Annotated in this window: 29 protein-coding genes; 11 read left to right on the forward strand and 18 right to left on the reverse strand. The window is 30.7% G+C overall.

Annotated features, from left to right (window positions below; translation table 11 throughout):
• The gene (locus WNY78_RS17370) at positions 1–1332 is read right to left on the reverse strand and encodes a serine hydrolase domain-containing protein (protein WP_342874495.1); all 1332 of its coding nucleotides are present in this window, start codon (positions 1330–1332) and stop codon (positions 1–3) included.
• Positions 1333–1522: 190 nt separating this feature from the next.
• Here WNY78_RS17370 and WNY78_RS17375 point away from each other — a divergent pair, with 190 nt between their 5' ends.
• From WNY78_RS17375 to WNY78_RS17385, 3 genes are all read left to right on the forward strand, one after another.
• Positions 1523–2584: a histidine kinase gene (locus WNY78_RS17375; protein ID WP_342874496.1), complete on the forward strand. Its 1062-nt coding sequence runs from the start codon at positions 1523–1525 to the stop codon at positions 2582–2584.
• The gene (locus WNY78_RS17380) at positions 2577–3293 is read left to right on the forward strand and encodes a LytTR family DNA-binding domain-containing protein (protein ID WP_342874497.1); all 717 of its coding nucleotides are present in this window, start codon (positions 2577–2579) and stop codon (positions 3291–3293) included. The genes WNY78_RS17375 and WNY78_RS17380 overlap by 8 nt, the downstream gene beginning before the upstream one ends.
• A gap of 70 nt (positions 3294–3363) precedes the next feature.
• Positions 3364–3954 carry a hypothetical protein gene (locus WNY78_RS17385; protein ID WP_342874498.1) on the forward strand — a complete coding sequence of 197 codons (591 nt, stop codon included), beginning with the start codon at positions 3364–3366 and terminating at the stop codon, positions 3952–3954.
• 4 nt (positions 3955–3958) lie between these two features.
• On the opposite strand, the gene WNY78_RS17390 is transcribed toward WNY78_RS17385, so the two are convergent.
• The 11 genes from WNY78_RS17390 to WNY78_RS17440 form a co-directional block, all read right to left on the reverse strand.
• Positions 3959–4732 carry a DUF6090 family protein gene (locus tag WNY78_RS17390; protein ID WP_342874499.1) on the reverse strand — a complete coding sequence of 258 codons (774 nt, stop codon included), beginning with the start codon at positions 4730–4732 and terminating at the stop codon, positions 3959–3961.
• Positions 4729–5478 (reverse strand): hypothetical protein, encoded by a 750-nt coding sequence (locus WNY78_RS17395; protein WP_342874500.1) that lies wholly within the window; start codon positions 5476–5478, stop codon positions 4729–4731. Before WNY78_RS17395 ends, WNY78_RS17390 begins: the two co-directional genes overlap by 4 nt.
• A complete protein-coding gene (locus tag WNY78_RS17400) occupies positions 5475–6170 on the reverse strand; it encodes a DUF6090 family protein (RefSeq protein ID WP_342874501.1) in 696 nt (231 codons plus the stop codon). The genes WNY78_RS17395 and WNY78_RS17400 overlap by 4 nt, the downstream gene beginning before the upstream one ends.
• A gap of 32 nt (positions 6171–6202) precedes the next feature.
• Positions 6203–6889, reverse strand: coding sequence for a DUF6090 family protein (locus tag WNY78_RS17405; RefSeq protein ID WP_342874502.1), 687 nt, complete (start codon positions 6887–6889; stop codon positions 6203–6205).
• A 38-nt stretch (positions 6890–6927) separates the two neighbouring features.
• Positions 6928–7629 carry a DUF6090 family protein gene (locus WNY78_RS17410; protein ID WP_342874503.1) on the reverse strand — a complete coding sequence of 234 codons (702 nt, stop codon included), beginning with the start codon at positions 7627–7629 and terminating at the stop codon, positions 6928–6930.
• A gap of 35 nt (positions 7630–7664) precedes the next feature.
• A complete protein-coding gene (locus WNY78_RS17415; RefSeq protein WP_342874504.1) occupies positions 7665–8354 on the reverse strand; it encodes a DUF6090 family protein in 690 nt (229 codons plus the stop codon).
• Between the two features lie 148 nt (positions 8355–8502).
• Positions 8503–9306 carry a DUF6090 family protein gene (locus WNY78_RS17420; RefSeq protein ID WP_342874505.1) on the reverse strand — a complete coding sequence of 268 codons (804 nt, stop codon included), beginning with the start codon at positions 9304–9306 and terminating at the stop codon, positions 8503–8505.
• A 201-nt stretch (positions 9307–9507) separates the two neighbouring features.
• Positions 9508–10905 (reverse strand): dihydrolipoyl dehydrogenase, encoded by a 1398-nt coding sequence (lpdA, locus tag WNY78_RS17425; protein ID WP_342874506.1) that lies wholly within the window; start codon positions 10903–10905, stop codon positions 9508–9510.
• Between the two features lie 226 nt (positions 10906–11131).
• Complete coding sequence (locus tag WNY78_RS17430) at positions 11132–11902, reverse strand: LuxR C-terminal-related transcriptional regulator (RefSeq protein ID WP_342874507.1); 771 nt, start codon at positions 11900–11902, stop codon at positions 11132–11134.
• Between the two features lie 47 nt (positions 11903–11949).
• Positions 11950–12255 carry a CPBP family intramembrane glutamic endopeptidase gene (locus WNY78_RS17435; RefSeq protein ID WP_342874508.1) on the reverse strand — a complete coding sequence of 102 codons (306 nt, stop codon included), beginning with the start codon at positions 12253–12255 and terminating at the stop codon, positions 11950–11952.
• 340 nt (positions 12256–12595) lie between these two features.
• Positions 12596–13057: an Lrp/AsnC family transcriptional regulator gene (locus WNY78_RS17440; protein ID WP_342874549.1), complete on the reverse strand. Its 462-nt coding sequence runs from the start codon at positions 13055–13057 to the stop codon at positions 12596–12598.
• Positions 13058–13183: 126 nt separating this feature from the next.
• Here WNY78_RS17440 and WNY78_RS17445 point away from each other — a divergent pair, with 126 nt between their 5' ends.
• The gene (locus tag WNY78_RS17445) at positions 13184–14269 is read left to right on the forward strand and encodes an NAD(P)/FAD-dependent oxidoreductase (RefSeq protein WP_342874509.1); all 1086 of its coding nucleotides are present in this window, start codon (positions 13184–13186) and stop codon (positions 14267–14269) included.
• A 48-nt stretch (positions 14270–14317) separates the two neighbouring features.
• On the opposite strand, the gene WNY78_RS17450 is transcribed toward WNY78_RS17445, so the two are convergent.
• Entirely contained in the window at positions 14318–14863 is a 546-nt protein-coding gene (locus WNY78_RS17450; RefSeq protein WP_342874550.1) for an NUMOD4 domain-containing protein, read from the reverse strand.
• 332 nt (positions 14864–15195) lie between these two features.
• Between WNY78_RS17450 and WNY78_RS17455 the strand changes: the two genes are divergently transcribed.
• Complete coding sequence (locus WNY78_RS17455; RefSeq protein ID WP_342874510.1) at positions 15196–16416, forward strand: aminotransferase class I/II-fold pyridoxal phosphate-dependent enzyme; 1221 nt, start codon at positions 15196–15198, stop codon at positions 16414–16416.
• Between the two features lie 92 nt (positions 16417–16508).
• Here the strand turns inward: WNY78_RS17455 and WNY78_RS17460 are convergent, their stop codons facing one another.
• The gene (locus WNY78_RS17460; RefSeq protein ID WP_342874511.1) at positions 16509–16895 is read right to left on the reverse strand and encodes a hypothetical protein; all 387 of its coding nucleotides are present in this window, start codon (positions 16893–16895) and stop codon (positions 16509–16511) included.
• Between the two features lie 430 nt (positions 16896–17325).
• On the opposite strand from WNY78_RS17460, the gene WNY78_RS17465 reads away from it, so the two are divergent.
• From WNY78_RS17465 to WNY78_RS17490, 6 genes are all read left to right on the forward strand, one after another.
• Positions 17326–18993 (forward strand): Na+/H+ antiporter NhaC family protein, encoded by a 1668-nt coding sequence (locus tag WNY78_RS17465; protein ID WP_342874512.1) that lies wholly within the window; start codon positions 17326–17328, stop codon positions 18991–18993.
• Positions 18994–19202: 209 nt separating this feature from the next.
• Positions 19203–19847: a peroxiredoxin gene (locus WNY78_RS17470; RefSeq protein WP_342874513.1), complete on the forward strand. Its 645-nt coding sequence runs from the start codon at positions 19203–19205 to the stop codon at positions 19845–19847.
• A 7-nt stretch (positions 19848–19854) separates the two neighbouring features.
• Positions 19855–20163, forward strand: a complete 309-nt coding sequence (locus tag WNY78_RS17475) for a thioredoxin family protein (RefSeq protein WP_342874514.1) — start codon at positions 19855–19857, stop codon at positions 20161–20163.
• A gap of 143 nt (positions 20164–20306) precedes the next feature.
• Positions 20307–20564: a hypothetical protein gene (locus tag WNY78_RS17480; RefSeq protein ID WP_342874515.1), complete on the forward strand. Its 258-nt coding sequence runs from the start codon at positions 20307–20309 to the stop codon at positions 20562–20564.
• Between the two features lie 136 nt (positions 20565–20700).
• The gene (locus WNY78_RS17485; RefSeq protein ID WP_342874516.1) at positions 20701–21252 is read left to right on the forward strand and encodes an STM3941 family protein; all 552 of its coding nucleotides are present in this window, start codon (positions 20701–20703) and stop codon (positions 21250–21252) included.
• Positions 21253–21354: 102 nt separating this feature from the next.
• Entirely contained in the window at positions 21355–22428 is a 1074-nt protein-coding gene (locus WNY78_RS17490; protein WP_342874517.1) for a two-component regulator propeller domain-containing protein, read from the forward strand.
• A gap of 122 nt (positions 22429–22550) precedes the next feature.
• On the opposite strand, the gene WNY78_RS17495 is transcribed toward WNY78_RS17490, so the two are convergent.
• From WNY78_RS17495 to WNY78_RS17510, 4 genes are all read right to left on the reverse strand, one after another.
• The gene (locus WNY78_RS17495) at positions 22551–23618 is read right to left on the reverse strand and encodes a methyltransferase (protein ID WP_342874518.1); all 1068 of its coding nucleotides are present in this window, start codon (positions 23616–23618) and stop codon (positions 22551–22553) included.
• A 155-nt stretch (positions 23619–23773) separates the two neighbouring features.
• Complete coding sequence (gene murA, locus WNY78_RS17500) at positions 23774–25090, reverse strand: UDP-N-acetylglucosamine 1-carboxyvinyltransferase (protein ID WP_342874519.1); 1317 nt, start codon at positions 25088–25090, stop codon at positions 23774–23776.
• A gap of 9 nt (positions 25091–25099) precedes the next feature.
• Positions 25100–25756 (reverse strand): DUF4290 domain-containing protein, encoded by a 657-nt coding sequence (locus tag WNY78_RS17505; RefSeq protein ID WP_342874520.1) that lies wholly within the window; start codon positions 25754–25756, stop codon positions 25100–25102.
• Between the two features lie 247 nt (positions 25757–26003).
• The gene (locus WNY78_RS17510; protein WP_342874521.1) at positions 26004–26297 is read right to left on the reverse strand and encodes a DUF493 domain-containing protein; all 294 of its coding nucleotides are present in this window, start codon (positions 26295–26297) and stop codon (positions 26004–26006) included.
• Positions 26298–26425 lie beyond the last annotated feature (128 nt).

Consider the following 26425-nt stretch of genomic DNA (forward strand, 5'->3'; position numbering starts at 1 on the left):
TTATAGTTTTTTAAATAATAATGGTTCTTTATCTGGTTGAGAAAATCTAACCAATCCTGTTTCTGGATAAAAATCTAGCACAATTCCTAAAGTATCAAAAGTAAATTGGTGTTGTTTAGTTGGCGTTAATTCTTTAAGACTACTTTGTTCTGGAGCTCCAATTAGTATATTTCCTTTTGCCTTAAAAATGAGTTTATATGGCACTTCATCACAAGCATATTCTCCAACATATAGTTTTACTTGCTCATCTGTAAGTTCTATTTTTTCAAAATTGGTAAGTGTGATTGGTTTATTGTGGCTTGCTGCAAATGCAGATAACATTATTCGCATTTTACTAAAATCTAAACCATTAGCAGTTAAAGCTATTGTTGTTTTCGTTTTGGGCACATAAACCAACATAGATTGAAAACCGTCTATTCCTCCTTCACTACCATATAAATCTATCCCATTCGTATTGGCATAAAAAATCCCGTGACAAACTTCTTGATCATATGTTTTTTTCATGGCTTCAAGACTTGAGGCAGATATTAATTTACCATCAAAAAGCGCATTCATAAAGGATGTTAAGTCTCGTGATGTAGATACTATTGCTCCTGCTCCACCTGGATTTGACATATCTGTTTCTGGAGTTATGCTCCAAACTTCATTTTCTTTAGCATAAGAGTAACTCTCGTTTTTATTACTACCTATCTTTTTTCCGTAATAGGTATTTTCTAGATTGATCTTTTTTGTAATTCTACTTTCTAAAGATTGCGCATAGATACTGCTATCTAAAATTTCAATGATGTAACCTAGTAATATATAGTTAGTGTTACTATAAGCTGTTTGTTCTCCTGGATTAAAATCTAGTTCATATTTGAATATTCTTGGCAACATCATTTTCTTACTTGAGAACTTTAACATCCATTCACCAAAATTTGGATCATTAGTTATGTTAAACAAACCACTACTATGATTTAAAAGGTTTGCTATTTTGATGTTATCTGCTTGCGGAATTGTTGGATAAAATTTAGATAAAGGTGTTTCTAAAGTAATTTTACCTTCCTCAATTAACTGAAAAATCATGACAGCAGTAAATGTTTTCGTTATAGAACCAATTCTAAACCTTGTGTCATTAGAGTTTTTTAATTGTGTTGCTATGTCTGAAAAACCAATAGCTTTACTGAAAACGTCTTTACCGTCTTTACTAATGGTCATTGTACCCATAAGTTTTTCATTCTTTTCTAGACTATTGAAAAACTCATCTAATTGAGTAAAGTCGGTTTGTTGTGCAAAACTTTGACTCGAAATAACTAAAATGATGAGTAATAGCTTTTTAATTAATGATATCATTATCTGTTGTTTTTTGATTGTGAATTCAAATCTATAAACAACTTCGACAGTCTTGAAACTTTTGCGACCAATGACCATTTTAATTATGGTTTTAGCAACAATGTCAAAACCCTTGCTAAATTGGTAGTTCGTCTTATTTTAAATTTAATAAGAATAAAAATATAGTATTATTGTATTGATAATTTCATTTATGTTTACGAAACAATTTATTTTAAAAAAAATAGGATACGCGCTTTTGCATCTGCTTTTTTGGATTGGTGTGCTGTTTTTCTTTACTTATTTTTTTGGCGTCAATAATGCAAATTATCAAGACACACTTTCATTTTCAATATTCTTGATGCCTATAACTATTGCAACGACTTATGTTTCTATTTATAAATTAATACCTGATTATCTCATTACAAAAAAGTATTGGCGATTTGCGCTTTATAGTTTGTATACAGTTATAGTTTCGTTGTATTTATTAATGGTTTCTATCTTTTTTAGCTTGATTTATATTTCAAATTTTGAATATGCAGATATGAATCCTGCAACTAAGAATATCATTTTTATTAGTACAGCAGTCTATTTAGTTGTAATTATAGTGAGTGGTTATAAGTTACTAAAACTCAACTTAGATCAAATGTCTAAAACAAAAGCTCTAGAGACCAAAATATTGGATGCACAACTAAAACTTAAAGAGCAAGAACTCAATTATTTAAAACTGCAAATTCATCCGCATTTTTTATTTAACACACTAAATACCATGTATGGTTTAGCTCTAAAAAAAGCTGAGCAAACTCCAGACATGATTTTAAAATTGTCTAATTTATTAGATTACTTACTGTATCAGACTGAAAAACCTATCGTGCCAATTTCCGAAGAAATTGAACATATTAAAGATTATATTGCTTTAGAAAAAATGCGATTTAACGATACACTTAATGTCACAATGACGATAAAACTAGAATCTGAAAACAAGACTATTGCTCCTATGCTCTTGCTTCCGTTTATTGAAAACAGTTTTAAGCATGGTAGTATTAGAAATGGAATTTTAGATATTGACATTGAATTAACAGCAGGTTTGGATACGGTTCATTTCCGAATAAAAAATTCAAATTCATCAAACACGACGTCTCAACAGGGTATTGGATTAGACAATATTAAAAAGCGACTCGAGTTATTGTACCCAAATAAACATGACTTAACAATACATGATAATGGTGATACTTTTGAGGTAGATTTGAATTTAAAAACGTTTAGCAATGATTAAGACTCACATTATTTCTTGTTTGATTGTTGATGATGAATCTATCGCTAGAGAAATCATTGCTACACACTTGTCAAAAATTAAAAACATCAATGTGGTTGCGAGTTGTAGTAACGCTTTGGAGGCATTTAATCATATAAGTAATCAACAAATAGATTTGGTGTTTTTAGATATAAATATGCCAGAAATCTCAGGTATTTCATTTGCAAAATCTATAAATAGTGACATTAAAGTTATTTTCACAACGGCTTATAGAGACTATGCTGTAGAGGGTTTTGAACTCAAAGCTGTTGATTATTTATTGAAACCTATTTCGTTTGAGCGATTACAAAAAGCATTGCATACGTATTTTGATATCTACGGAAATGTAACAAACTCCAACACTTCAACTCATGACATTTCAGAATTTATGTTTGTAAGATCAGATCGTAAAATGATTAAAATAGATTACAGTTCTATCTTTTATATTGAAAGTTATAGTGACTATTTGAAAATACATTTAGAAGACCAGACCATCGTTACAAGAGAAACTATAAGTGCCATTGAAGCCAAATTACCAAAACATTTGTTTTTGCGCATTCATCGCTCTTATATAATTTCTATACAGCATATTAAATCTTTTACAAACGAGCATATTAGCATAAACAAACAAGCCTTACCTATTAGCAGATCTTATAAAAAAGATGTTTTAAAACAACTTGAAAAATTTTAAGTTTATTCAATAAAAACGTAAATTAGACGTTGCCTTATTAATCATTGCTACTTAAAGTCTGCTTATTATAATGAAAGAATCCCTACATAATACTATCCCTAATTTAAAGCCGTTTAACTATTCGCTTCATTATGAAACGTTATTTATAGATAAAGCTTGGGTTTTGGTGAATGGTATTTCTAAAAAAAAATCTACCTACACGTTTAAAGCAGATAATATTCTAGAAATCTCTAGAAAAGACCATTCTATAGAAACGTCATGGACTATCAATATTCAAAATATTTTTTCTATTGAGACAGAAGATGGTCTCATAACCGTAAAAGTTTATTTTAAAGATGATGATGTTTTGGTTCTAAACCATCAAAACAAAGAAGAGTTTGCACTTTTTATTAATACAACAAATTATACCGAAGATTTAAATACTGTTGAAGATGTTCAGAAATTTTTAAAAGAAAAATACAAGCAAAAAGTCACTAACCTCATTTACGATCATGAGTTTTACTACATAGAAAAATCTAAAGAGTTTGGACCATTCACGGTTGAAGAACTTTCTAAAAAAGTTACTAGTGAAGAAATTAGTGTGTATTGTTTTGTGAGAGATGTTAACGAGTATGATTACAGTAATCGCTTACGAATTTATGATTTGATTAAGGAGTTGTAATCTGTTATTCTTTTAATTCTTTGTCAATTACGTCTATAATTTCTGTAGTTAGTCTTAATAAACCATATTTAATCCATATTTCATCTGATATACTAAAATAATATATTTGATGTAATTTCGAATAGGTCTTAGAGGACTTTACTATAAGCTCTAACTCTTCATTATTTTTTATAAAATCTGGATGCATAACTGTAGGTTTTTGCACGTAGTATTTGTTAGGAACTTCTGGAAAAGCAGAGAGACTAAGATATAACTCTGTAACTTCATCATCTGTATCTACTGTGATTTTATCTAAATTTTCACTTATTTTCTTTCTAGATTTTGTATAATCGATTAGTAGGGATAATTTTTGTTTTAGGCTGTCACTTAACATCTCAAATTTACCAGCAGAAATTGCCTCATCCAGAACCGAGTTTAACATTGATAATGTTATTGGATAAACTATGTTTGAAGCGTAAAGCTTAAGACTATCGCTTGGTAGTTCTATAGCACCTGCAGAATAATTAACGAGCCTATTTAATTGTGCATTGCTTTTGTGCAAGCCAACCAAATGATTCTCTAATGTATTTTTATTAATTAAAAATTCTTGTTTTAAAGCAAACATCAATTTTTGTTTATCTTTTTCTGATTTACGGTTTTCATTCCAGTTATTAATCTGTAAAGCGATTAAAATCCCAATCACCACAAGGATAATTTCGCCAATGGCGTATTTAAAATACTTGGTTGTTTTGCCTGTTTCTATGAGGTTGTATCTTATTTTTCTGAAGAATTTTTTCATTTCCCTTTAGGTTTTGTAGCATCAATTATTTCATCAATAAGCTTATCTGTTTCTTCGCATCGCTCTTTTACTTGTTGATAATGCCAAATACTATTGTCTAAATAATTTTCGAATGTTACCTCCTGAAACACAAGATAATAATCTGGTTTTACTTTAGAAATTCCGGACCAAGGATAATTATTGGTCATATCCATTTGTTTAAAAGATATTTTGGGTAATAAATAAGGTATAAGCTTATCGTTTGCCCAATCATCCAATTTTGTCATACGAGTTTTTCTAATTTCAGATAATGTATTCCATTTATAAAGTAAGTCTGTAATTTTTTCATTTTTCAAAAGATTTAACTTTCCACTTTGCATAATATTTTTAATGGTATTATCGGCAAAAGCCATTTCAGTAGCTCCAAAAGAAATATAAAATATGCTATCTAAATTATGTTTATAGAGTTCTTCTTTAGAAGCTCCAACTAAATTCATTAGAGTTATTTGCGCATTCATCTGATTATTAACTTCAATCAGAAAATATTTCAACACCTTTTTATTTTCTTTAAAATCTGCGTGTAGTTTGGCAGTTACCTCTTTTTCTTCGTTTTGCTCAATGCGATTATTGTTCCAGTTATTGACTTGTAATGCTAAAAGAATACCTATCATTACGAGTATAATTTCGCCAATGGCATATTTAAAGTATTTACTTGTTTTTCCTTCGGAAATGTAACGTTGCCTTATATGTCTAAAAAATTTAATCATTTTATTTCTGGATTAGAAAGTACGATAATTTCATCAAGTGTTTTCTGTACTTGTTGTAATTCTCCACTTGAGTTGACAATTTGATCTAAAAAATCTTGACGTGCTTTTACCAAATATTCAAACTCTAAAGTTTGTAAGGCATCAAAATCATTGCGTGAATCCTTAAAATTGAAATTGAAATCAAAATGCTTAGACATATAAGGGTCGTATTGATCCCAAACATGATTTCTTGAACGTATTTCTTCTTCTTGATAATCTTCAATTAAATCTTCCCATGAAATCAATAAATCGCGCAGCTTCTCATTTTTTATAACCTCAAATGATGATGTATTAGTTAGTGCAGTGATACTAGATTGAGAAGGATTAAAAGTTACACCATCGTAAGTATCCCACAAGAGAACCGCTAATGAATCTAAAACTTCTGGATCTGGTTTTGATGTGATAGGAAATAGTTCTATGACTTTATTACAATAATCTAAACTTAATTTATGCCTATACACAACTGAGTCTAACTGTTTTTTGTTTTTTTTAAATTCTTTATGAATGTTAGTTAAAATAGCTAATTCCTTATTAGCATCTTTACGATTCTCATTCCAGTTATTAATCTGAAGCGCAATAAGAATACCAATAACAACAAGAATAATTTCGCCTATTGCATATTTAAAGTACTTGGATGTTTTATTTTTTTCCATAAGGTCTCGTCTTATATGTCTAAAGATTTTTATCATTTTTTACTACTTTTAATAAGATTTCTAATCTCAGTAATTTTAGAAATTGTTTTCTCCATATAATCCACTTGACCAGCTCTGTTATCTTTAAATAGTTTAAAAAGTATAATTGTAGATGGTTTTTCAAAAAAGCTTTTAGCATCGATAGGTACACAAAAATCCTCCCACTTAAAATCTAAAAATTCTTGTTTTATAATTGGTATCCAATCGGCAACAAAAGAATCTTCTACATCTAGTGTACTCTCATACACTCTGAATAGAAATTCATCATAATATGATATCAACGCTAACTGAAGTTTGTTATCAGTAATATTTTCAATCCCTTTAGATTTTAAAACCTCAAAAGCACTTGACTGAGATTTAAACCGCTGAAAATTTATGATTTTACCCATCATATAATTTAAGCTATCATTATAAACACCTTGATTAACTTGTTTAAGTAAACGGTCTGTTGTTTCTATCGCTAACTTTGCTTTATTAAGTTCAATAGATAATGACGTTGAATCTTGAACTAGATTGTTATCAATAAGTGCAATAATTTCAGATTCAAATACTTTGTTCTTTCTGCTTTCATTCCAGTTATTAATCTGTAGCGCAATTAAAATTCCAATAACTACGAGTATAATTTCACCAATAGCGTATTTAAAGTATTTTCCAGTCTTTCCAGTCTTTCCTGTTTCCATGAGGTTATATCTTATTTTTCGAAAAAATTTAATCATAGTTAATTCAATTTTTCTTCCAATTGTTTTAAAATGTCTTTTGCTTCAGCAATAAATGCTTTTAGTTTTGGAATGTAAATCGTATAATTAAGCATATAGTAATTTGCTACTCTATTTTTATAATCATGATTATTTAGAGTATATTCTAAAAACCCATCTTTATTTCTACCAGTTATATAGTTTGAATACCACTTATAATTATCCTTCCATTCATTAACGTTAATTGCTATATCACTTGCTCTTAGAGTATCGTCAACAGTAATCTCAGTTAATTGTTTTGTGTAAAATTGTGCAATTTTAATGGTTAAACTGTCTTCGCTTGTTTTAGAAGCACTAAAATTATTTAAGAGATTGTAGCCTCGTTTTTCAATGGTTAAATCTGGACCACCTATAATAAGATATTCACATCCATTGCAATTTTCATAATCTTCTTTGGTCATTAAACCATCTAGTATTTTATTGAAAATTGGCTCCAGTTCTTTTTTAGCTTTTAATATAGAATCGATGTCGTCAATATCATTTTTTAAATCTTCAGCAATAATAGCATACGTGTTATTTAATGTTTGCTGTTCTAAGCGCCTATTATTCCAATTATCAATCTGTAAGGCGATAAGAATTCCAATAACTACAAGCACAATTTCACCAATTGCATATTTGAGGTACCTGCTTGTCGGCAAGGCAGGTTTACTTGTTTTGTTTTCCATAACTAGGTTTTGACGTATTCTTCGGAAGAATTTAATCATTTTAAAGTGTCTTGATAGTTTTTTATTTGCTGCAATAATTGACTACATTCAGCAAGTTTTTCATTATAATTATTCAATCGACTATAGGCGCCATTTAAACGAATACTGTTCATAATGTATTTGTCGTTACCTAAAGCTAAAATGTCATCAACACTTGGATTGTAAATGGAGGCAACTTTTTTAGATAACTCATTCACTAAGTTTTTAAAATACTCAAGAAGAAAATCTTCATCCTTTTCAAGATCTTCATAGCTGTTGTACATTTTTACAATAGCACTACGTATCTCATCAGATTGTATAATATTGAGATGAGAACTATTAGTCATTTCTTCATATGTAGATTTTAACGGTGTATAAGCATATATAGGTCGCCATTGTAAATTAAAAAACAAATTAAGAGAATCTGTTTCTTTCCCTTCTCTTAACATATCAAGAAGTGGGTTTTTTGTGTCAGCTTGTCGTTTTAATTTTTGAGAGTTGATGTGTAGTGCCAAGGAGTCCTTTTTAAGTTCTTGGACTAGATTTTTAAGGTAGCGCTTTTCTAAAGCTTTATCTTTTTTATGTTGTTGCCAAGTATTAATCTGCAATGCAATTAAAATACCAATCACTACAAGTATAATTTCACCAATGGCATATTTAAAGTACCTGCCTGCCGGCAAGGCAGGTTTACTTGTTTTGTTTTCCATAAGATATGTTTTACGAATATGTCGGAAGAATTTAATCATTGGTTATACGTCTTTTCTATCTTTCCGCAAGCGGCTATTTCAACCAGATGTCTAGTAGACATCTGATTTTGTTCCTCAAAATTGTATTTCAATAATTTAAAAAGTTTAATCATTTTTTTAATTCTGAAATAATCTGATTTTGTAATTGTATGGCATTTTGTTTCAAACTTTCATTACCAGATTTTTGAATCTTTGCCAAACCATTTCTAAAAGCAACATTATTGATAAGTTGAAGCTTAAATTTTGGATCGTTTAAATTTTGATTTGAAAACTCAGCTAGCTGAGTATCATTAATAGTAGAAAATTGAATAGAAACATATTTTTGAAATTGTTTTTTCATCTGTTCAGAATAACCTGCATTTGCATAGTTTGTAATATTGATAATATTATGTGCAATTAGATTATCAATCAAATTTGTATTATTGTTTAATGTGTTGCTCGCAAACCTTTGTACTATCTGATTAAACTCCATTAGGTTTTTTTTCAACTCCTTATTTCTAATGAGATTGATTTGTCCAGAATTTATCATTTCTAAAAGGGTTGTGTTAGCATTTACAAAAGTCCATCTCACACTCAAATCACTTAATTTTTGATAAATGCTGTCCATATTATGGAATCCTTTTTGGGTTTCGTAATGTGTAATTATGTCTTTGCAGTCTTGTATGATAATCTCTTCAAAATCTATATAAATATTTTGGGATTGAATTTGTACTTCCAAATCCTCTTTTAGGTTTTCTAGGTAGATAATTTCTTGTTGTTTATATTTTCTGTTTTCATTCCAATTATTAATCTGCAATGCAATTAAAATCCCTATAACCACAAGGATAATTTCGCCAATGGCATAGACAAGGTATTTCGAAAACTTGTTTTCGGAGAGTAAGCGTTGCCTAAATCGGCGAAGTAATGTAATCATTTACTTTGGTTGGAAAGCAAATCAAGTTGATGACTGTAGAGATGAGGCTAGTTAACTATTTGTGTTTAAAGATATTAAATTGTTACAGATAATTGTATAAAACAAATAAAAAAAGCGAACCATTTGGTTCGCTTTATATTACACAGAGATTTGCTAATCTAAAACTTCAATCTCATATATTTTATTAATAAAATTAGTGACTTAAATATGTAATGCATTACCATCAACATCTAAAGCTGCTTCTTTAATAGCTTCTGCAAATGTTGGATGTGCATGTGACATACGAGAAATATCTTCTGCAGATGCTCTGTATTCCATAGCAACAACTGCTTCAGCAATTAAATCTGCTGCACGAGCTCCAATCATATGAACGCCTAAAATTTCGTCTGTTTTTGCATCGGCTAGGATTTTTACAAATCCGTCGTTATCCATACTCGCTCTACTTCTCCCTAAAGCTCGCATTGGGAATTGACCTGTTTTATAATCAACACCAGCTTCTTTTAGTTCTTCTTCAGTTTTACCAACTGCAGCAACTTCTGGCCATGTGTAAACAACACCAGGAATTAAATTATAATCAATATGTGGTTTTTGTCCAGCTAAAGTTTCAGCAACCAAAACACCTTCTTCAGAGGCTTTATGTGCTAACATCGCACCTTTTACAACATCACCAACAGCATAAATATTTTTAGCACTTGTTTGTAAATGAGCATTGGTTTCAATTTGTCCTCTATCTGTTAACTTCACTCCTGCAGCTTCAAGATTAAGTCCGTCTGTGAATGGTTTACGACCAACAGCAATTAAACAATAATCACCTTTAAACTCAACAGTTTCTCCTTTTTTGTTTTCGGCTTTAACGATAACCTCATCACCTTTACGCTCAACAGATGTAACTTTGTGAGACACATTCATCTTAAATTTAGCCTTCTTAAATACTTTGTTTAATTCTTTAGATAAGCTAGAATCCATACCAGCAATGATACGATCCATGAATTCTACAACAGTGACTTCAGATCCTAGACGCTTATAAACTTGTCCAAGTTCTAAACCAATAACTCCTCCTCCAATCACAATCAAATGCTTAGGGATTTCTTTGAGTTTTAAAGCTTCAGTAGATGTAATAATTCGTTCTTTATCTAATTTTATAAACGGTAAGTTTGATGGTTTAGATCCAGTAGCAATAATGGTATGTTTTGCTTCAATTTCAGTTGTCTCATTTCCGTCGATAGAAATATGCGTAGCATCTTTAAAACTTCCTAATCCTTGGTAAACATCAATCTTATTTTTCTTCATTAAAAAATCAATTCCGCTTGTCGTTTGATCCACAACCGACTGCTTACGAGCTATCATTTTTTCTAGATTAACTTTAATTTCACCAGGAATTTCAATCCCATGTTCTTCAAAATGCTTTATTGCATCTTCGTAGTGATGAGACGAATCTAAAAGTGCTTTACTTGGGATACAGCCTACGTTTAAGCAAGTACCACCAAGTGTAGAATATTTTTCGATGATTGCGGTTGTCATTCCTAATTGTGAGCAACGAATTGCTGCTACATATCCACCAGGTCCAGAACCTATTACTGCTACATCATATGATTTCATAAACTATATTTTTATCGAATTTAAATACATAAACAAAAGTACAATTTTGATTAATGAATTACTATTATTTTTAAAATTTAAGACCTTAAAAATAAAAAAGCCCATTCTTATTAGATTTAAAAATCTAGGTAGAATGAGCATATTTATCCCTATTGAATTAATAACAGTTCAAAATTCGATATTTTTAATAGTCATTACAATACTCAATTTGAGTATTTCTAAGGTTTTATAAAAAATGTTGATTCATTTTCATCATCCCAATAAGTTCTCCTGTAGAAGAAATATTGAATTTTTTGAGGATATTTCTCCTGTGAGTATCAACAGTATGCGGACTAATATTTAATTTTTCTGAAATGAGCTTACTTGAATAATCTAGTAATAATAACCTAATGACGTCTCGCTCTCTATTACTCACAACATCACTCAATAATTTTTGAGAAAAATTATTAAAATAGATAGTCTCATATTCGTTTTGCTCATTAAGTAATTTGGCAGAAGCATTGAGTTCCATTTTAATATTAGGATGCATAACAGTGTAATGTGCTAAACCTATAATAGGTTTCCCGTCAGAATCAAAAGCTAAAGGTGTTGTATTTTGAATGATATTAACATAAACATCATCTGCATTTTTAAATCTAAAATTCCAAGTGTAATTTGCACGTTTTCTTTTGTCTTCAGGAATCTCACCAAGAGTAAATTCCATAAGTTCATTTAATGCAGTTAACCATCCTTTTATATCATCTGGATGGATTCTACGCCAAAAATAACGCATACCATTAGTTTTTAACTCAACAGGATCTATACCTAAGCAGGCTTTAAAATTTTTACTGATAAATTCAAATTTTAAATCTTGTGTATTCGTTATACAAAAAAACGTAGAACTATAAGGCAAAAACTTATCTAACTCAATGATTTTCTTAATATGTTCTTGTAAAGAAGGCTTATCGTAAGATTGAAAAATTGTTTTATATAAGTCCTTGATTTGATTGTACTTCATTATAACAGTAATGCAATTTAGAGCGGTATAAATTTAATAGTTTTTTTTTAACTTGGAAAACCTAGCATCTCACCCATTCCTACCGTAAATAACCAACTACCATAAATAGCATGTTCTATAGATACCAAAAGCGTTGACTTTGTCTTTTTAAATGTTAGTGCAAAGAGGAGTCCTCCAATGAATGTTAGAATCATAACAAGCCCATTTTTGAAAAACAAATGCGCTAAAGAAAATAAAGTTGCATTGATTAATATGAAAAGCGTTTGGCTTTTGAATAACATCTGATAACGCTGAAAAAAGAAGGTTCTATAAATTAGTTCTTGAGGATATACCGAAAAAAAAACTGTACCCAAAAAGGATTCCTAACCACAAAAATGGTTTATTTAAAACAACCACATAAAGGTTTGATTTATCTACAAACCACATATACAATATTGTGAGCAAAGCAATGATTACTAATTGAATACACGTACGTTTAAAAAATGACTTCCAATTGAGATGTGGCGTAATTTTAAATTTATTTTTTTCAATACGCAATAGCACAAACAGAACATAGAAAAAGCCAAAAATACCTACAACCATTTTAATCCAAATAGGAAATGCAATGGCAAAACTCACAGGTACGATTATGAAAATAAGAAATAATTCGGAAAGTTTATAAATGGTAGATTGCATCCTTTAAAGATAAACGATTTATTCTACGTTAATCGCAGTTGTATGTTTTACTTCACTAATCATAAAAGCACTATGAGTACTTCCAATATGGCTAATTTTGGTTAATTTTTTAACCATAAACTCTCTAAACTCATCCATATCTGCTACAATCACTTTAAGCAAATAATCATAATCTCCACTAATATGATAACATTCTAAAACCTCATCCAATTGAGTGACTTCCTTTTCAAATTTAACCACAAAGTCTTGAGTATGCTGCAATAATTTAATACTACAAAATGTCACGAATGACCTATCAACCTGCTTTTTATCAACTAAGGCAACATAACCTGATATTATGTGAGCACGCTCTAATTTTTTGATACGTTCATAAACCGCAGTAACCGATAAATTTAATTTACCAGAGAGTTCTTTATTAGTTTGCTTACTGTCTATTTGAAGTAAATGCAGCAATTTTTTATCAATGGCATCCAGTTGCATCATAAGTTTTAAAATTACAAGTAATAAGTAAGACAAATATAATTGTAAATTCATTATTAATAGTTTTATTTTCTAATAAAACCCTTAACATTTGTATAATAATCTAAATAGGTTGAGATTTGCAACATGACGGACTTTATAATTATTGGAGCTGGACAAGCTGGATTATCAATGGCTTACCATCTTACTCAATTAAAAAAAGATTTTTTGATCTTGGATGCCAACAGTGAAACTGGAGCGCCATGGTTAAAGCGTTGGGATTCTTTAAAATTATTTACTCCTACTGAATTTAATCATTTGCCTGGATTAAATTTTCCTAGTAAAAAAGGATACTATCCAGATAAATATGAAGTTGCTGCGTATTTAAAATCTTATGTGGCAAAATTTAAAATACCAATTACCTTCAATCAAAAAATCACAGGATTAAAAAAGGAAGATGATCACATTATATTAAAAAGCGAAACAGATACTTTTAAAGCAAAAAATGTAATTGTTGCTACTGGTCCGTTTCATAAACCGTTTACACCTTCCTGTCATACTAAAATTTCCGAAGAAATAATTCAAATACATAGTGAGTATTATAAAAACCCAGAACAACTACAAAAAGGAGATACTTTAGTGGTTGGTGCAGGAGATTCTGGTGTTCAAATTCTTAATGAAATTTCAAATACAGATCGTAATGTCTATTTTTCTGGAGACACTAACATTACATCAATCCCTCAAGAAATCTTAGGAAAAACATTATGGTGGTGGTTTAAAACAATTGGTTTTTTATCTGTTAGTAAATTTTCATACATCGGAAAAAAACTAAGTAAAGGCGGACAACCAATTATTGGTACAGATGTAAAATCCTTATTAAAAAAACAAAATGTTATTTGTGTTGGCAGAACTTTAGATGCCAATGATACGAAACTACATTTTGAAGAAGGAGATTACAATAACATAAAAAATATTGTTTGGGCAACAGGTTTTAAACCCAATTTTGAATGGATAGAAGGTGTCACTCTTAACGATTATAAATACCCAAAAAACTACAGAGGTGTTAGTGAAGTTGAAGGACTTTACTTTTTAGGGCTTCCGTGGCTATTCACTAGAGGTTCTGCAACTTTAGGTGGTGTTAAAAAAGATGCTAAATTTTTAAGTAATTACATTGAAAAATTAGATATAAAACCTGCATATACTAAAATGATTTTGAATAAAAAGTTTGCTTAATAACAACAAACTAACGATGCATTTTACAACATAGTGCTCAACATTATTTTATTCTGTCACAGAACTCCAGTTTTCTCCTGTTTTTATTCTATGAATTTGCATATCTGAGACTCCAAATCGTTTTGCAATCATTTTAATTCTAGTTCTATTATTTTTTAATTGGCGTTTGATAATTTTGACTTTTGCTTCGTTTAATTTGCCAATATTTTTACTTCTTTTTTTTACAATGTCTTCCCAATTTGGATTGTTAAATTGATGAAGCTCTTTTTCTCTTTTGGTAGCCCACTTTAGATTTTCAAGTCGATTATCTGTTTTGTCATAGTTTAGATGAATAACACAAACTCCATTTCCTTTTTCTAGAAAATGTTCTGCTACAAGTTTATGAACGTATCTACTTGTTTGTTTCCCATTCTCTTTTTGTTTTAGAGGTAAATTTTGATATCCATTTATAAAGTACTTTTTCACCAGAAATTTTTCGTCTGTTTTGCAGTTTATAATTCTTCCATAATTTGATATTTTAAATTTCTCATTTTCGGAAATCTTTTCATCAAATTTAACCTCTTTCCATTCTTCCTTCCAATAATTTCTAATAATCATTTTTTTCTAATCTTGACTAATAATAAAATTTGTAATTAGTTCAATTATACTTAACAAATTTAATTATTTTCGTTAATACTCATGCATTAGCCATTGCCGTTAATTAGGCTCTCATATCTTTATCACTGGTTTACAAAAGATTAACGTTTGTTTTTGAAAGATTTTCAGTTAAGCACCCCAAAACCCTATAATCAAAGCAATAACAACTAAAAAAATTAAAGAATACAGTTTTATATTCTAATCTAGAACCTAAGTATTGTTATTTAATCTAAATAATACCATATTTGATGACATATAATTAAACTAGTTTATAATTTAATGACATAGACATGGCATTTAAACCAGCAAATAGCATACAAGATTTACAATACTTTGGAGAATTTGGAGGTGTTAATCCTTCAATTTCAGATTCGTCAACTTATACATTCCTTTCAGCAAAAACAATGTTTAATACGTTTGAAGGTAATGCAGATGGTTGCTATCTATACTCTCGTCACTCTACACCTTCAAATTTATATTTAGGTGAAGCATTGGCAGCAATGGAAGGTACAGAAACTGCAAACGTTTCTGCATCTGGAATGGGAGCAATTACTCCTGTCATAATGCAACTTTGTGGTGCAGGAGATCATATAGTCTCTAGTAGAACAATTTATGGTGGTACATATGCTTTTTTAAAAAACTTCACACCTCGTTTTAATGTTGAAACCTCATTCGTGGATATTACAAAACTAGATGTTGTTGAAGCTGCAATTACAAAAAACACAAAAGTATTATACTGTGAGTCTGTTAGTAATCCGTTATTAGAAGTTGCAGATATTAAAGGTCTTGCTGAGATAGCAAAGCGTCATAATTTAAAGCTAATAGTCGATAATACGTTTTCGCCTTTATCAATTTCTCCTGCAAAATTAGGTGCAGATGTCGTCATTCATAGTTTAACAAAATTTATCAACGGTTCTAGTGATACTGTAGGTGGTGTGGTTTGTGGTACTCAAGAGTTTATTAACGATTTAAGAAACGTAAATGATGGTGCCTCAATGCTCTTAGGATCTACAATGGATAGCTTACGTTCTGCTTCGGTTTTAAAAAATCTTAGAACATTGCATATTAGAATGCAACAACACAGTTTAAATGGATTATACTTAGCTGAAAAATTTGAAAACGACGGACTAAAAACCGTCTATCCAGGATTACCATCTCATCCTTCACATGAGTTATTTAAATCTATGATGAATGAAAAATATGGCTTTGGAGGCATGCTTACCATAGATTATGGAAGTCTAGAAAAAGCCAATGAACTTATGGAACTCATGCAAGAGAAAAACTTAGGGTATTTGGCTGTAAGTCTAGGTTTTTATAAAACTTTATTCTCTGCACCTGGAAGTTCTACCTCTTCGGAAATCCCTGAAGACGAACAAAAAGAAATGGGATTGAGTGATGGTCTAATTCGTTTCTCAATTGGTTTGGATGCAGATATTGAACGCACTTACCTCATGATGCGTGAGTGTATGGAAAGTCTTAATATATTAGAAAAAGAAGCGGTTATAGCTTAAATATTTAAAACTTCATTATCCTGCAAGGTTTCTCAAACCTTGCAGGTAACGTTGAAGTCTATCAACATTTTAATCGGGTATTTTATTTAGATCTAGGTTTTATAAAAAGCTATTTTTCTAGTCAGCTCAATCGTATTTTGCTGGACTTCAATTTTTATAGCATTACAGTCATCAATGAATTTTAATTTTGATTTATTCTTATCATAACGCAACTCCAACTCAGTTAAAAATTTAAGTGTTTCTAAATTCTTTTTGAGCTTCCATTGAAAGTGCTCTAAATTAGAATCTTGTTCATTTTCATCCTTTTTGTTTTTTGCTAATGATGATGAAATTATTATAGGAGACATTACCTGTATGTCTTTTACTGCAGATTTAGCAACCATTACAAAATCTAGCTTCCTCAAAGTAAAATCACGAATCATATTGATATAGTAAACAATAATAGACGAGTAAGAAAGAGAAGGCGAAATAGTTAACATATTGACAATTAATTGATTAATACTACTATTTGGACACCCAAACGAAGAAAAGTCACAGAAATTCGATATAAAGCAGATTTTCGTGTTTATTGGACATGAAAATCCGACGAAGTATACTAACCATCAATTAGTTGCAAGTAACAAATCAGTTGTTTTTAGAAATTATCTACCTTTAAGCCGTTTCCAAAGTGCATTCATGGGAAACTTAAAATTATAATTCTGGAGCAAAAGGTTTCATATTGGGACGATTATTTGATTTATATAATTTCAAGTTGAAAACAGCTTCTCCACAAACAGCTCCTAAAACAATTTTAGTTAATGAATCCATCTATATTTCTAGAATTGAAATGCAAAAGTAAGGACGTATTACGATTTGCAGAATAGACTACAAAATCGTAACATTACAAGACAAAACCAACATTAAAATCATATGAGCGACGACAATAACATTTCAGAATTTAAAGCTAAAGATCAAAATATTGTTGATAATAAGGAACTTAATATTTTTGAAGCCATGATTCCTGTTGTCATATTAATGGGTTTATTAGCTTATAATATCTTTTTTGTTGAAGATCAGGAGTGGCTTGGTGGTTATACAAATCAGCTTATATTATTGATTGGTGCTTTTGTCGCTATGATTGGCGGATTTATGAATAAAGTATCTCCAATAGTCATGATAAAAGAGGTTTGGGAAAATCTAAAAAGTGTATTTGTTCCTATTATGATTTTATTCTTGGTTGGCGCATTGGCTGGAACATGGCTCATAAGTGGTGTTATTCCTGCAATGGTCTATTACGGATTGCAAGTACTGAGTCCAGAGATATTTTTACCAGCTTCTGTAATCATTGCAGCAGTAATTTCTATAGCAACAGGAAGTTCTTGGACGACCTCTGCAACTGTTGGTATTGCACTTGTTGGTATTGGCACAGCTTTAGGCATTAATCCTGGTATGATTGCTGGTGCTGTAATTTCCGGAGCGTATTTTGGAGATAAAATGTCACCTCTAAGTGATACCACTAACCTTGCTCCTGCGATGGCAGGAACAGATTTATTTACACATATCAAATACATGGCTTACACAACTATACCAACTGTTTTGGTGACGTTGATTGTCTTCGGAATCATGAGTTTCTCCATTGAATCTAATGGAAGTTCAGACACAACTTTTATATTAGGAACAATAGATAAATATTTTAATATCACTCCTTGGTTATTTATGGTACCTGTAGCTGTAATTGGATTAATTTTATTTAAAACGAAGCCATTAATCGCTTTAGGTTCAGGAGTTCTTTTAGCCATTGTTTTTGCTTTTATTTTTCAACCAAAATTAATCAAGACAATAGCAGATTCATCTACCCAAACTGTTGTGAATTCTATTCTAACAGATACTAATATTGAAATTTCAGATAAACAATATTTAGCAGCTTTATCTGAAAGTGATTTAGTCAAAATAAATAATGATGAAAAATTAAAAAATTTATTCAGTGATGATGATTTGAAAGGTGTATTTACAAAAGAAACTTTAACAAAATTCTTTTCATCTGATTATGAAGATAAAAATGTTGTTGAGAATAAAGTTGATAACTTAGATAAGTTAATTACTATTAAGAGATTAAAAAAGCTCTTTAGTGCTGGAGGAATGAATGGCATGTTATGGACCATATATCTTATCATATGTGCTATGATTTTTGGAGGTGTTATGGATGGTATTGGTGCATTATCTAGAATCACAAAGGCTTTACTTTCTATTGCGTCTTCAGTCTTTGGTCTCTTTGCTGCTACAGTTGCGAGTTGTTTAGGATTAAACGTTATTGCTTCAGATCAATATCTAGCCATAGTTATTCCTGGTAAGATGTTTAAGCAAGCTTATGAAGATAAAGGTCTTGCTCCAGAAAACTTATCTAGAACACTAGAAGACGCTGGTACTGTGACGTCTGTATTAATTCCTTGGAACACCTGTGGAGCTTATCAATCTGGTGTGTTAGGTGTTGGAGTTGGAGAGTATTTTATGTATGCTATTTTTAATTGGCTTAGTCCGTTTACCACTTTAATATTTGCTGCTTTGAATATTAAAATCAGACAATTAAAAAAGAAGTAAAATTAAGTTTTCATTGATTTTGATTGATAATTGCATAGTTGACAATTATCAGACTGCTATATTGCCAAATTAACAACATTCAACCCGCTTTTCTGAAGCTATACCTTCATACTATTACTTCATAGTTTCTTATAATTAATTCCTATTGTTATTAGCTGTTCTAATCTTTAATTTTGTTGAAAATTATAACAACAATTAAAAATATAAATATGGCTTTAGTAGGTAAAAAATTCCCAAATTTAGACGTTAATGCAATGAACGATATGGGTGACACTTTCAAACTCAATGTTCTTGAAGAAGCAAAAAACAACAATAAAAAAGTAGTATTATTTTGGTACCCAAAAGATTTCACTTTTGTATGTCCAACTGAATTACATGCGTTCCAAGCTGCACAAGAAGAATTTGCAAAAAGAAACACGATTGTAATTGGAGCATCTTGTGATACTGCCGAAGTTCACTTTGCATGGTTAAGTACTGCAAAAGATAATGGCGGAATTGAAGGTGTAACTTACCCTATTCTTGCAGACTCAAATAGAAATTTAGCATCTGCACTTGATATTTTAGATATTTCCGAAGGTAATTTTAATGAAGAAACTGGATTATACACAGTAGAAGGTGACAATGTAACGTACAGAGCAACGTACATTATTGACGAAGAAGGAACAATCCAACACGAGAGCGTTAACAATATGCCATTAGGTAGAAACGTCAACGAATATTTAAGAATCATTGATGCTTTAACTCACGTACAAGAAAAAGGAGAAGTTTGTCCTGCAAACTGGGAAGAAGGAAAAGATGCAATGCAAGCAAATGCTAAAGGTACAGCAGAATACTTGAAAGCACATTTAAACTAAGTTGAGCATGGTAAAGGAATTAGAACAAGATAATTTATCTGAAATAATTTCAGAAAACGATACGGTAATTGTACAGTATTCTGCCACTTGGTGTGGTAACTGTAGAATCATGAAACCAAAGTTTAAAAAGTTAGCTTCGGAAAATGAAAACATCACGTTTATTATGGCTGATGCAGAGAAATTTCCAGAATCTAGAAAATTAGCAACGGTTGATAATTTACCAACATTTGCAACGTTTCAAAATGGAACTTTTGTCAACCAAACACAAACTAACAAGTTTGAGGTTTTGAAGGAATTAGTTTCAGAAGTCGTTTAACAAATGTCAGGTTGAGCATTAACGAGTTTAAAATATATTTTAAACGAAGTTAGCTTATGCAGTAAGTCGAAACCTAAAAGTTTTGCCTAAAATTATAATAATTAAAAAAACAGTTTCTTCCCTTTGGGAAGACGGAAGATGGGATGAAGTTACCAGTAATTAAACATCTCTCTCAATTTATTGAGGAGAACGACGAAGATTATATCATTGAAACGATTGAAACTTTAGAGAATCTAACCGAAGTTTCATCGCTAAAAGATGAAGAACTCGATGTAATTGGAGAACTTATCTCTAATATGTATGGTGCTCTAGAAGTTCAAAAGATGATCAAATCTGGAACACCCAAAAAGGAAGCTTTAAATACGTTCATGCAACGTGTAATGGGTTCTATCGATACTTAGTTAATCGAGAAGAAAAATTAGTATTTAAAAACCACTTTGCGAAAGCAAGGTGGTTTTTCATTTTTAATCTTGAGATTTTATAAATAAGTATCTTTACGTAATATGATTAATAAAAATATATCGAGATATAACACAATTGACCAAACCATCACAAATAACTGAAATTAAGATACCACTAAGCAAAACGAAAATCATTTTACTTATGATTGGATCATTAGCATTTGTTATTGTTTCAGCTTTTGGTATGATTGAACCAGAGAGATTCACTTCTATCCGTTTTCCCAATACAAATTATATTTTTATAATCGGACTTGCTGGAGTTTTATTCTTTGGACTTTGTTTTATTTTTATTGCTAAAAAAGTTTTTAGCCGAAAAGCAGGTTTGACTATAAATGATGACGGAATTATTGACAACTCAAACGCAACAAGTGTTGGACTCATAGAATGGAAAGATATCACTGGAATAAAATCTTGGGGAACAGGTTCAGCAAAAGTGATTGTTGTTCTAACTTCTGAACCAGAAAAATACATTGAACGTTCTAAGAACTTTATTTCAAAAGCTGCAATGAAAGCGAATAATAGAATTTATGGTTCGCCATTGTCTATTATATCAAACTCATTACGTATAAATTTCTCAGAATTAGAAAAACTGATTTTAGAGCAAGTTAATCAACGGATAAAATATTAATGTATTTAAAAGAGAATATGAAATTTCACACTTCTTTGACATAATTTTACATTTGATAATACCATAAGAACATCTTTCGTCTTAAGTTTGAAAAAAATACAAATGAAACATTCCTATTTATTTTCAAGAATCTGTTTATTAGTTTTTATTATCACTTTCATTACTTCTTGTATTGGACAATCTCAATCAAATAAAGAAAATAATACGGTTTTAAATGAGCTACCAAAAACCGTAGAGTCACAAATTGGAGATTATGTGGTTGAAATATTTCAAGACTCTAAGGAAAACTTATGGTTTGGGACATTAGAAAAAGGAGTAGCAAAATTTGATGGAACTAATCTGAAATATCTGACTACAAAAGATGGCTTACCAAGTAACCGTATTACTTGTGTTATTGAAGATAATTCAGGAAACTTATGGTTTGGAACAGGTGCAGGAATATCAAAATATGACGGAAACACATTTACAAACTACTCAGAAAAAGATGGACTTTGTAGCGATATGGTAAGCAATTTATTTATTGATAGCAAAGGAACTTTTTGGATTGGAACTTGGGGTGGAGTTTGTAAGTTTGATGGTAAACAGTTTGAAAAATTCCCAATTCCTTATCCGAAAATAGAAACTATAATAAATCCAGATACAAAAAATTGGATAACGACTATTTCAGAAGATAAAAAAGGACATATTTGGTTTGGAAGAGACGGTTATGGAGCGAGTAAATTTAATGGAAATTCATTTGTTCATCTAACAACAAATGAAGGTTTGAACTCAAATAATGTGCAATCAATTGTGGAGGACAAAAAAGGAAACATTTGGATTGGAACGCGAGTAGCAGAGAAAGACAACAATGATATAGACAAACGAGTTGGTAAAGGAGGATTAAACAAATATGATGGTCAAAAATTCGTACACTTCCCTAAAATAAAAGGGCTAAACGAAAATGATGTTTACTCAATTTACTTAGACAATTCAAACGATTTATGGATGAGTACGATAAGCAACGGAGTTTACAAATACACAAATAATGAATTTGTAAATTATAAAGTTCCAACATCGATAATGGCTTTTTTAAAAGACAAAAAAGGGACTATTTGGTTAGGATGTGCTGGTGGATTATACAAAATTGACAAAAATGGGGAAACAATACATGTGACCACAAATGGGCCTTGGAATTAGATTAACGAAAATCTAGCTACGTTTACAATAAATTACGTAACATGAATGTATTCGGAAACTTGTATGGATTTCTCTTTGACTCATTATCTGACTTTCATTAAGCATTTTTATATCATCAAATTCTAAATATGTGTTAGCACCCAAAGTTCTACCGCTTCTAATGATCGTAAATTGTGTTCTCTTTTTGTTTTAATAGAAGCTGCTTGCACAGATTTTTTATAGCATTTTTCTAATTGAAACCGATGACCTTCAGCTAACTCCTTTTCAATAGGATGCTCGGTTGTTAAATTTGCTATTTGAGCTAAGTTTGAGAAGATGACTATCAATTTCCCTTTAGGTAAGAGTCGTTTTTTTGCTTCAGTAAAAAAATTTGTGAATAAAGTGTTATTATAATAAATAGCATCATCAATACTACCTAATTCATGCGTTTTAGGCAGCCAAGGTGGATTAAATACAATCATTTCAGTTTGTTTTTCCCACTTCCCAAATAGGTTTCCTAAATCCAACTCAATCTTTCTAGAAAGTTTAGTGGTTCCCATAAACTCTTGTAATCCAAAAATTGCATTAGGATTGATATCTGTAGCAAAGACTTTTTGAAAACCATGTTGTATCAATTGCAAAGACAAAACACCACATCCAACACCAACATCTATCACTGTTTTTTTTGGACCTTTATAACGTTTCAACCAATTGTTAAAAAGTACCAAATGCTCAAAACGTGTTGGGAAGTATGTGCCATAATATGGATGTATCTTATTACGTAAAACTGGCATAGAAACTCCATTTTTGTACCATTGCCACGCACTGTTTAATCCTTGTATTTGTGGAAATGTCAAAAAGAAATGATCATTATCTGGATAAAATTTTTCTAACCAGCCAATACTAGGTGATTTCTTGGTACATAGTTTTTGATCTTTAACTTCTAATAAAATTAAATTTGAAAGTTTAAAGTATTCTGTGCGATAATCTTGCTGTTCCTTAAAAGATATGTTAGGTAATTTTAACTTTAGATAGTTATTTAAATCTTGGAGCAAAGCTATACCATCATTGTAAAACTCATTGATGAGAATAGATTCCCCTTGTGTTAGATATTCAATCGTGCTGTCAACATCAGTTCCTTGTGCAAACCTTTTATAAGTCTTATTTCCCGGAATAGGCTCTGGCTTATTTACTTTTATATCAGTAATCATAGGTTTGTTTCCTTTTTTGATAAGGTAGACAATCCTTACTGCCCATTACTGTTATTATGGAGTTATTACTATAAATATCTTATAGCCAAATAAGAGCATAAAAAAACCTCACAAAAGCGAGGTTTTAAATATTTTACATTTCCGTAGAGAAAAACTTAATTCCCTTCTACTCTAGTGATTTTTGCACCAATAGCACGTAAACGTTCGTCTATGTTTTCGTAACCTCTATCAATTTGTTCGATATTATGAATGGTAGATGTTCCTTTTGCAGATAATGCTGCAATTAATAAAGATACACCAGCTCTAATATCTGGAGAGGTCATTGTAGTTCCTTTTAGTGTAGATTTAAAATCGTGACCAATAACAGTTGCTCTATGAGGATCACAAAGAATAATTTTTGCTCCCATATCAATCAATTTATCCACGAAGAATAAACGACTCTCAAACATTTTTTGGTGTACAACAGCACTTCCTCTAGCTTGCGTTAAAACCGTAAGAATAATACTTATTAAATCTGGTGTAAATCCAGGCCAAGGCGCATCAGACACCGTAAGAATAGAACCGTCAATATAGTTTGACACTTCATAACCGTTGGTATGTGCAGGAATATGAATATCATCACCTTGTTTCTCAACAGTGATTCCTATTTTTCTAAATACGTTTGGAATTTGACCTAAATCATCCCAACTCACATTAGTAATCGTTAATTCACTTTTTGTCATTGCAGCGAGACCAATCCAACTTCCAATTTCAATCATATCTGGAAGCATTCTATGGTCTGTGCCACCTAATGTATCAACACCTTCTATAATTAACATATTAGAACCTACGCCATTTATTTTTGCTCCCATGCGATTAAGCATTTTACACAATTGCTGTAAATAGGGTTCGCAAGCTGCGTTATAAATCGTGGTTGTTCCTTCTGCTAAAACTGCTGCCATTACAATATTGGCAGTTCCTGTTACAGAGGCTTCATCGAGAAGCATGTAGGTTCCTTTTAACTTATCGGCTTCAACACCATAAAATAAATCTTCTTTATTGTATCTAAATTTTGCACCTAAATTAATGAATCCTTCAAAGTGCGTATCTAAACGACGACGACCTATTTTATCTCCTCCAGGTTTTGGAATATATCCTTTTCCGAAGCGAGCCAACAATGGTCCAACGATCATGATAGATCCTCTTAATCCTTTTCCGTCTTCTTTAAACTCAGCAGACTCAAGATATTTTAAGTTAATATCATCTGCTTTGAATGTATAAGATCCTTTACCAACGTTTTCAATTTTAACGCCTAACTTTTTAAGAAGAGCGATTAATTTATTGACGTCAATAATATCTGGTATATTATCAATTCTTATTTCTTCGGCAGTCAATAAGACTGCACATAATATTTGTAAAGCTTCGTTTTTTGCGCCTTGAGGTTGTATTTTCCCTTTGAGTTGGTGACCTCCTTCAATTATAAATGTTGCCATGAAGAGTGATTAATAGCGTTTTCTGTTTCGGTTAGAATTATTCTTTTTGTGATGCGATTTTTTACTGCTAGAATTACTGTTAGAGTATTTCTTTTTGTTGCGCATCAACGTTGTAGCATCTGTGAGGTCTTCATCACTTCCTTTTAGGTTGATTTTACCTTCAGACAATTCAAATAAATGATTATAAATCACATCATCTTCTACTGTGTCTTTATTCCAATTAAGGAAACACTTTTTCATGTGATTTGCAATAGTATATGTCAATGCTTCTTTTAATTCGCCATCTTCCCAAGTATTTGCCACATCGATCATGGTTTTTATATTGTTTCCGTAGAAACGATATTTAGGGAAATTTTGAGGATATTTTAAAGGCTCTGGCCTTTCATTCAACTCTTCTTTTGTAGTGGTTGGATAAGGAGAGTCGGCATCTAATTCAAAATCTGAGATTATAAAAAGTTGATCCCAAAGTTTATGCTGAAAATCTGGCACATCACGCAAATGAGGTTGCATATTTCCCATCACATTAATAATGGATTTTGCTACTTTATTACGTTCTTCTTTTGTTGGTAATGCTTTAGCGTAATTAACCATTTTTTGAAGATGTCTTCCATACTCAGGAATAATCAAATGTTCACGCTCTGTGTTGTATTCTATGTCGTCTATCAAAATATAAGTTTGTGTAGTATTTGTGTGTCATGCATGAAGTAATTCTGCATGTGCTTGCAAAATACAAAAAAATAGTTATCTCGTGTTCTTTTTACAAAAGTGATTTAAACTTTTAAACGAAAATTAATGATTTTTTGATCATTTGAAGACTTTTTAAAGTTTCATAGCATCGCTACGGATTTAAAAAAAGACAAAGAATGGACGAAAAAGCACTATTTATTAATAAATAGAAAATGCTTAAATCTCTTTAGAGAGAAATAACACCTTCTACTTGTTCTGCAACTTCTTTGTACTTAATAATAACTGCGTCTGGATCTTTCATTTGCAAATTCACAGAAACACTTGTGTATGTCCCTTTGCCAGATTCTCTAGTCGTAATTACAGCACCCAAATTATCAAATAAATCTTCTATTTTCTTGATTTTAGATGCTTCAGATGGCACTATAAACTTATAGAGATACTCTGAAGGCCAACTTGCTGTTTCAGTTAATTGCACTCTTAATTTAATATAAAATTCTTCTGTTTTTTTCTCTGTACTCATAGCTTTTTTTTTCTTCGGAAGTAAAGATACATTTCCTTTTTTATTTTACATTCTACTTCTAACAGCTTTTTGTAACTTTTCACTTCGGAAATGTGATCCCACTTACCCTTTAAACTTTTAAATTAACT

The organism is Psychroserpens sp. AS72 (genome assembly GCF_038900375.1).
Taxonomy (GTDB): Bacteria; Bacteroidota; Bacteroidia; order Flavobacteriales; family Flavobacteriaceae; genus Psychroserpens.

Coding starts and splice junctions, on each gene's coding strand:
- WNY78_RS17480 (WP_342874515.1), top strand. CDS start 20,307: ATGAAGTTACCAGTAATTAAACATCTCTCTCAATTTATTGAGGAGAAC.
- WNY78_RS17420 (WP_342874505.1), bottom strand. CDS start 9,306: ATGATTACATTACTTCGCCGATTTAGGCAACGCTTACTCTCCGAAAAC.
- WNY78_RS17370 (WP_342874495.1), bottom strand. CDS start 1,332: ATGATATCATTAATTAAAAAGCTATTACTCATCATTTTAGTTATTTCG.
- WNY78_RS17410 (WP_342874503.1), bottom strand. CDS start 7,629: ATGGAAAACAAAACAAGTAAACCTGCCTTGCCGACAAGCAGGTACCTC.
- WNY78_RS17390 (WP_342874499.1), bottom strand. CDS start 4,732: ATGAAAAAATTCTTCAGAAAAATAAGATACAACCTCATAGAAACAGGC.
- WNY78_RS17385 (WP_342874498.1), top strand. CDS start 3,364: ATGAAAGAATCCCTACATAATACTATCCCTAATTTAAAGCCGTTTAAC.
- WNY78_RS17475 (WP_342874514.1), top strand. CDS start 19,855: ATGGTAAAGGAATTAGAACAAGATAATTTATCTGAAATAATTTCAGAA.
- WNY78_RS17470 (WP_342874513.1), top strand. CDS start 19,203: ATGGCTTTAGTAGGTAAAAAATTCCCAAATTTAGACGTTAATGCAATG.
- WNY78_RS17440 (WP_342874549.1), bottom strand. CDS start 13,057: ATGCAACTGGATGCCATTGATAAAAAATTGCTGCATTTACTTCAAATA.
- WNY78_RS17400 (WP_342874501.1), bottom strand. CDS start 6,170: ATGGAAAAAAATAAAACATCCAAGTACTTTAAATATGCAATAGGCGAA.
- WNY78_RS17380 (WP_342874497.1), top strand. CDS start 2,577: ATGATTAAGACTCACATTATTTCTTGTTTGATTGTTGATGATGAATCT.
- lpdA (WP_342874506.1), bottom strand. CDS start 10,905: ATGAAATCATATGATGTAGCAGTAATAGGTTCTGGACCTGGTGGATAT.
- murA (WP_342874519.1), bottom strand. CDS start 25,090: ATGGCAACATTTATAATTGAAGGAGGTCACCAACTCAAAGGGAAAATA.
- WNY78_RS17430 (WP_342874507.1), bottom strand. CDS start 11,902: ATGAAGTACAATCAAATCAAGGACTTATATAAAACAATTTTTCAATCT.
- WNY78_RS17445 (WP_342874509.1), top strand. CDS start 13,184: ATGACGGACTTTATAATTATTGGAGCTGGACAAGCTGGATTATCAATG.
- WNY78_RS17375 (WP_342874496.1), top strand. CDS start 1,523: ATGTTTACGAAACAATTTATTTTAAAAAAAATAGGATACGCGCTTTTG.
- WNY78_RS17510 (WP_342874521.1), bottom strand. CDS start 26,297: ATGAGTACAGAGAAAAAAACAGAAGAATTTTATATTAAATTAAGAGTG.
- WNY78_RS17465 (WP_342874512.1), top strand. CDS start 17,326: ATGAGCGACGACAATAACATTTCAGAATTTAAAGCTAAAGATCAAAAT.
- WNY78_RS17395 (WP_342874500.1), bottom strand. CDS start 5,478: ATGATTAAATTTTTTAGACATATAAGGCAACGTTACATTTCCGAAGGA.
- WNY78_RS17460 (WP_342874511.1), bottom strand. CDS start 16,895: ATGTTAACTATTTCGCCTTCTCTTTCTTACTCGTCTATTATTGTTTAC.
- WNY78_RS17495 (WP_342874518.1), bottom strand. CDS start 23,618: ATGATTACTGATATAAAAGTAAATAAGCCAGAGCCTATTCCGGGAAAT.
- WNY78_RS17455 (WP_342874510.1), top strand. CDS start 15,196: ATGGCATTTAAACCAGCAAATAGCATACAAGATTTACAATACTTTGGA.
- WNY78_RS17490 (WP_342874517.1), top strand. CDS start 21,355: ATGAAACATTCCTATTTATTTTCAAGAATCTGTTTATTAGTTTTTATT.
- WNY78_RS17415 (WP_342874504.1), bottom strand. CDS start 8,354: ATGGAAAACAAAACAAGTAAACCTGCCTTGCCGGCAGGCAGGTACTTT.
- WNY78_RS17405 (WP_342874502.1), bottom strand. CDS start 6,889: ATGGAAACAGGAAAGACTGGAAAGACTGGAAAATACTTTAAATACGCT.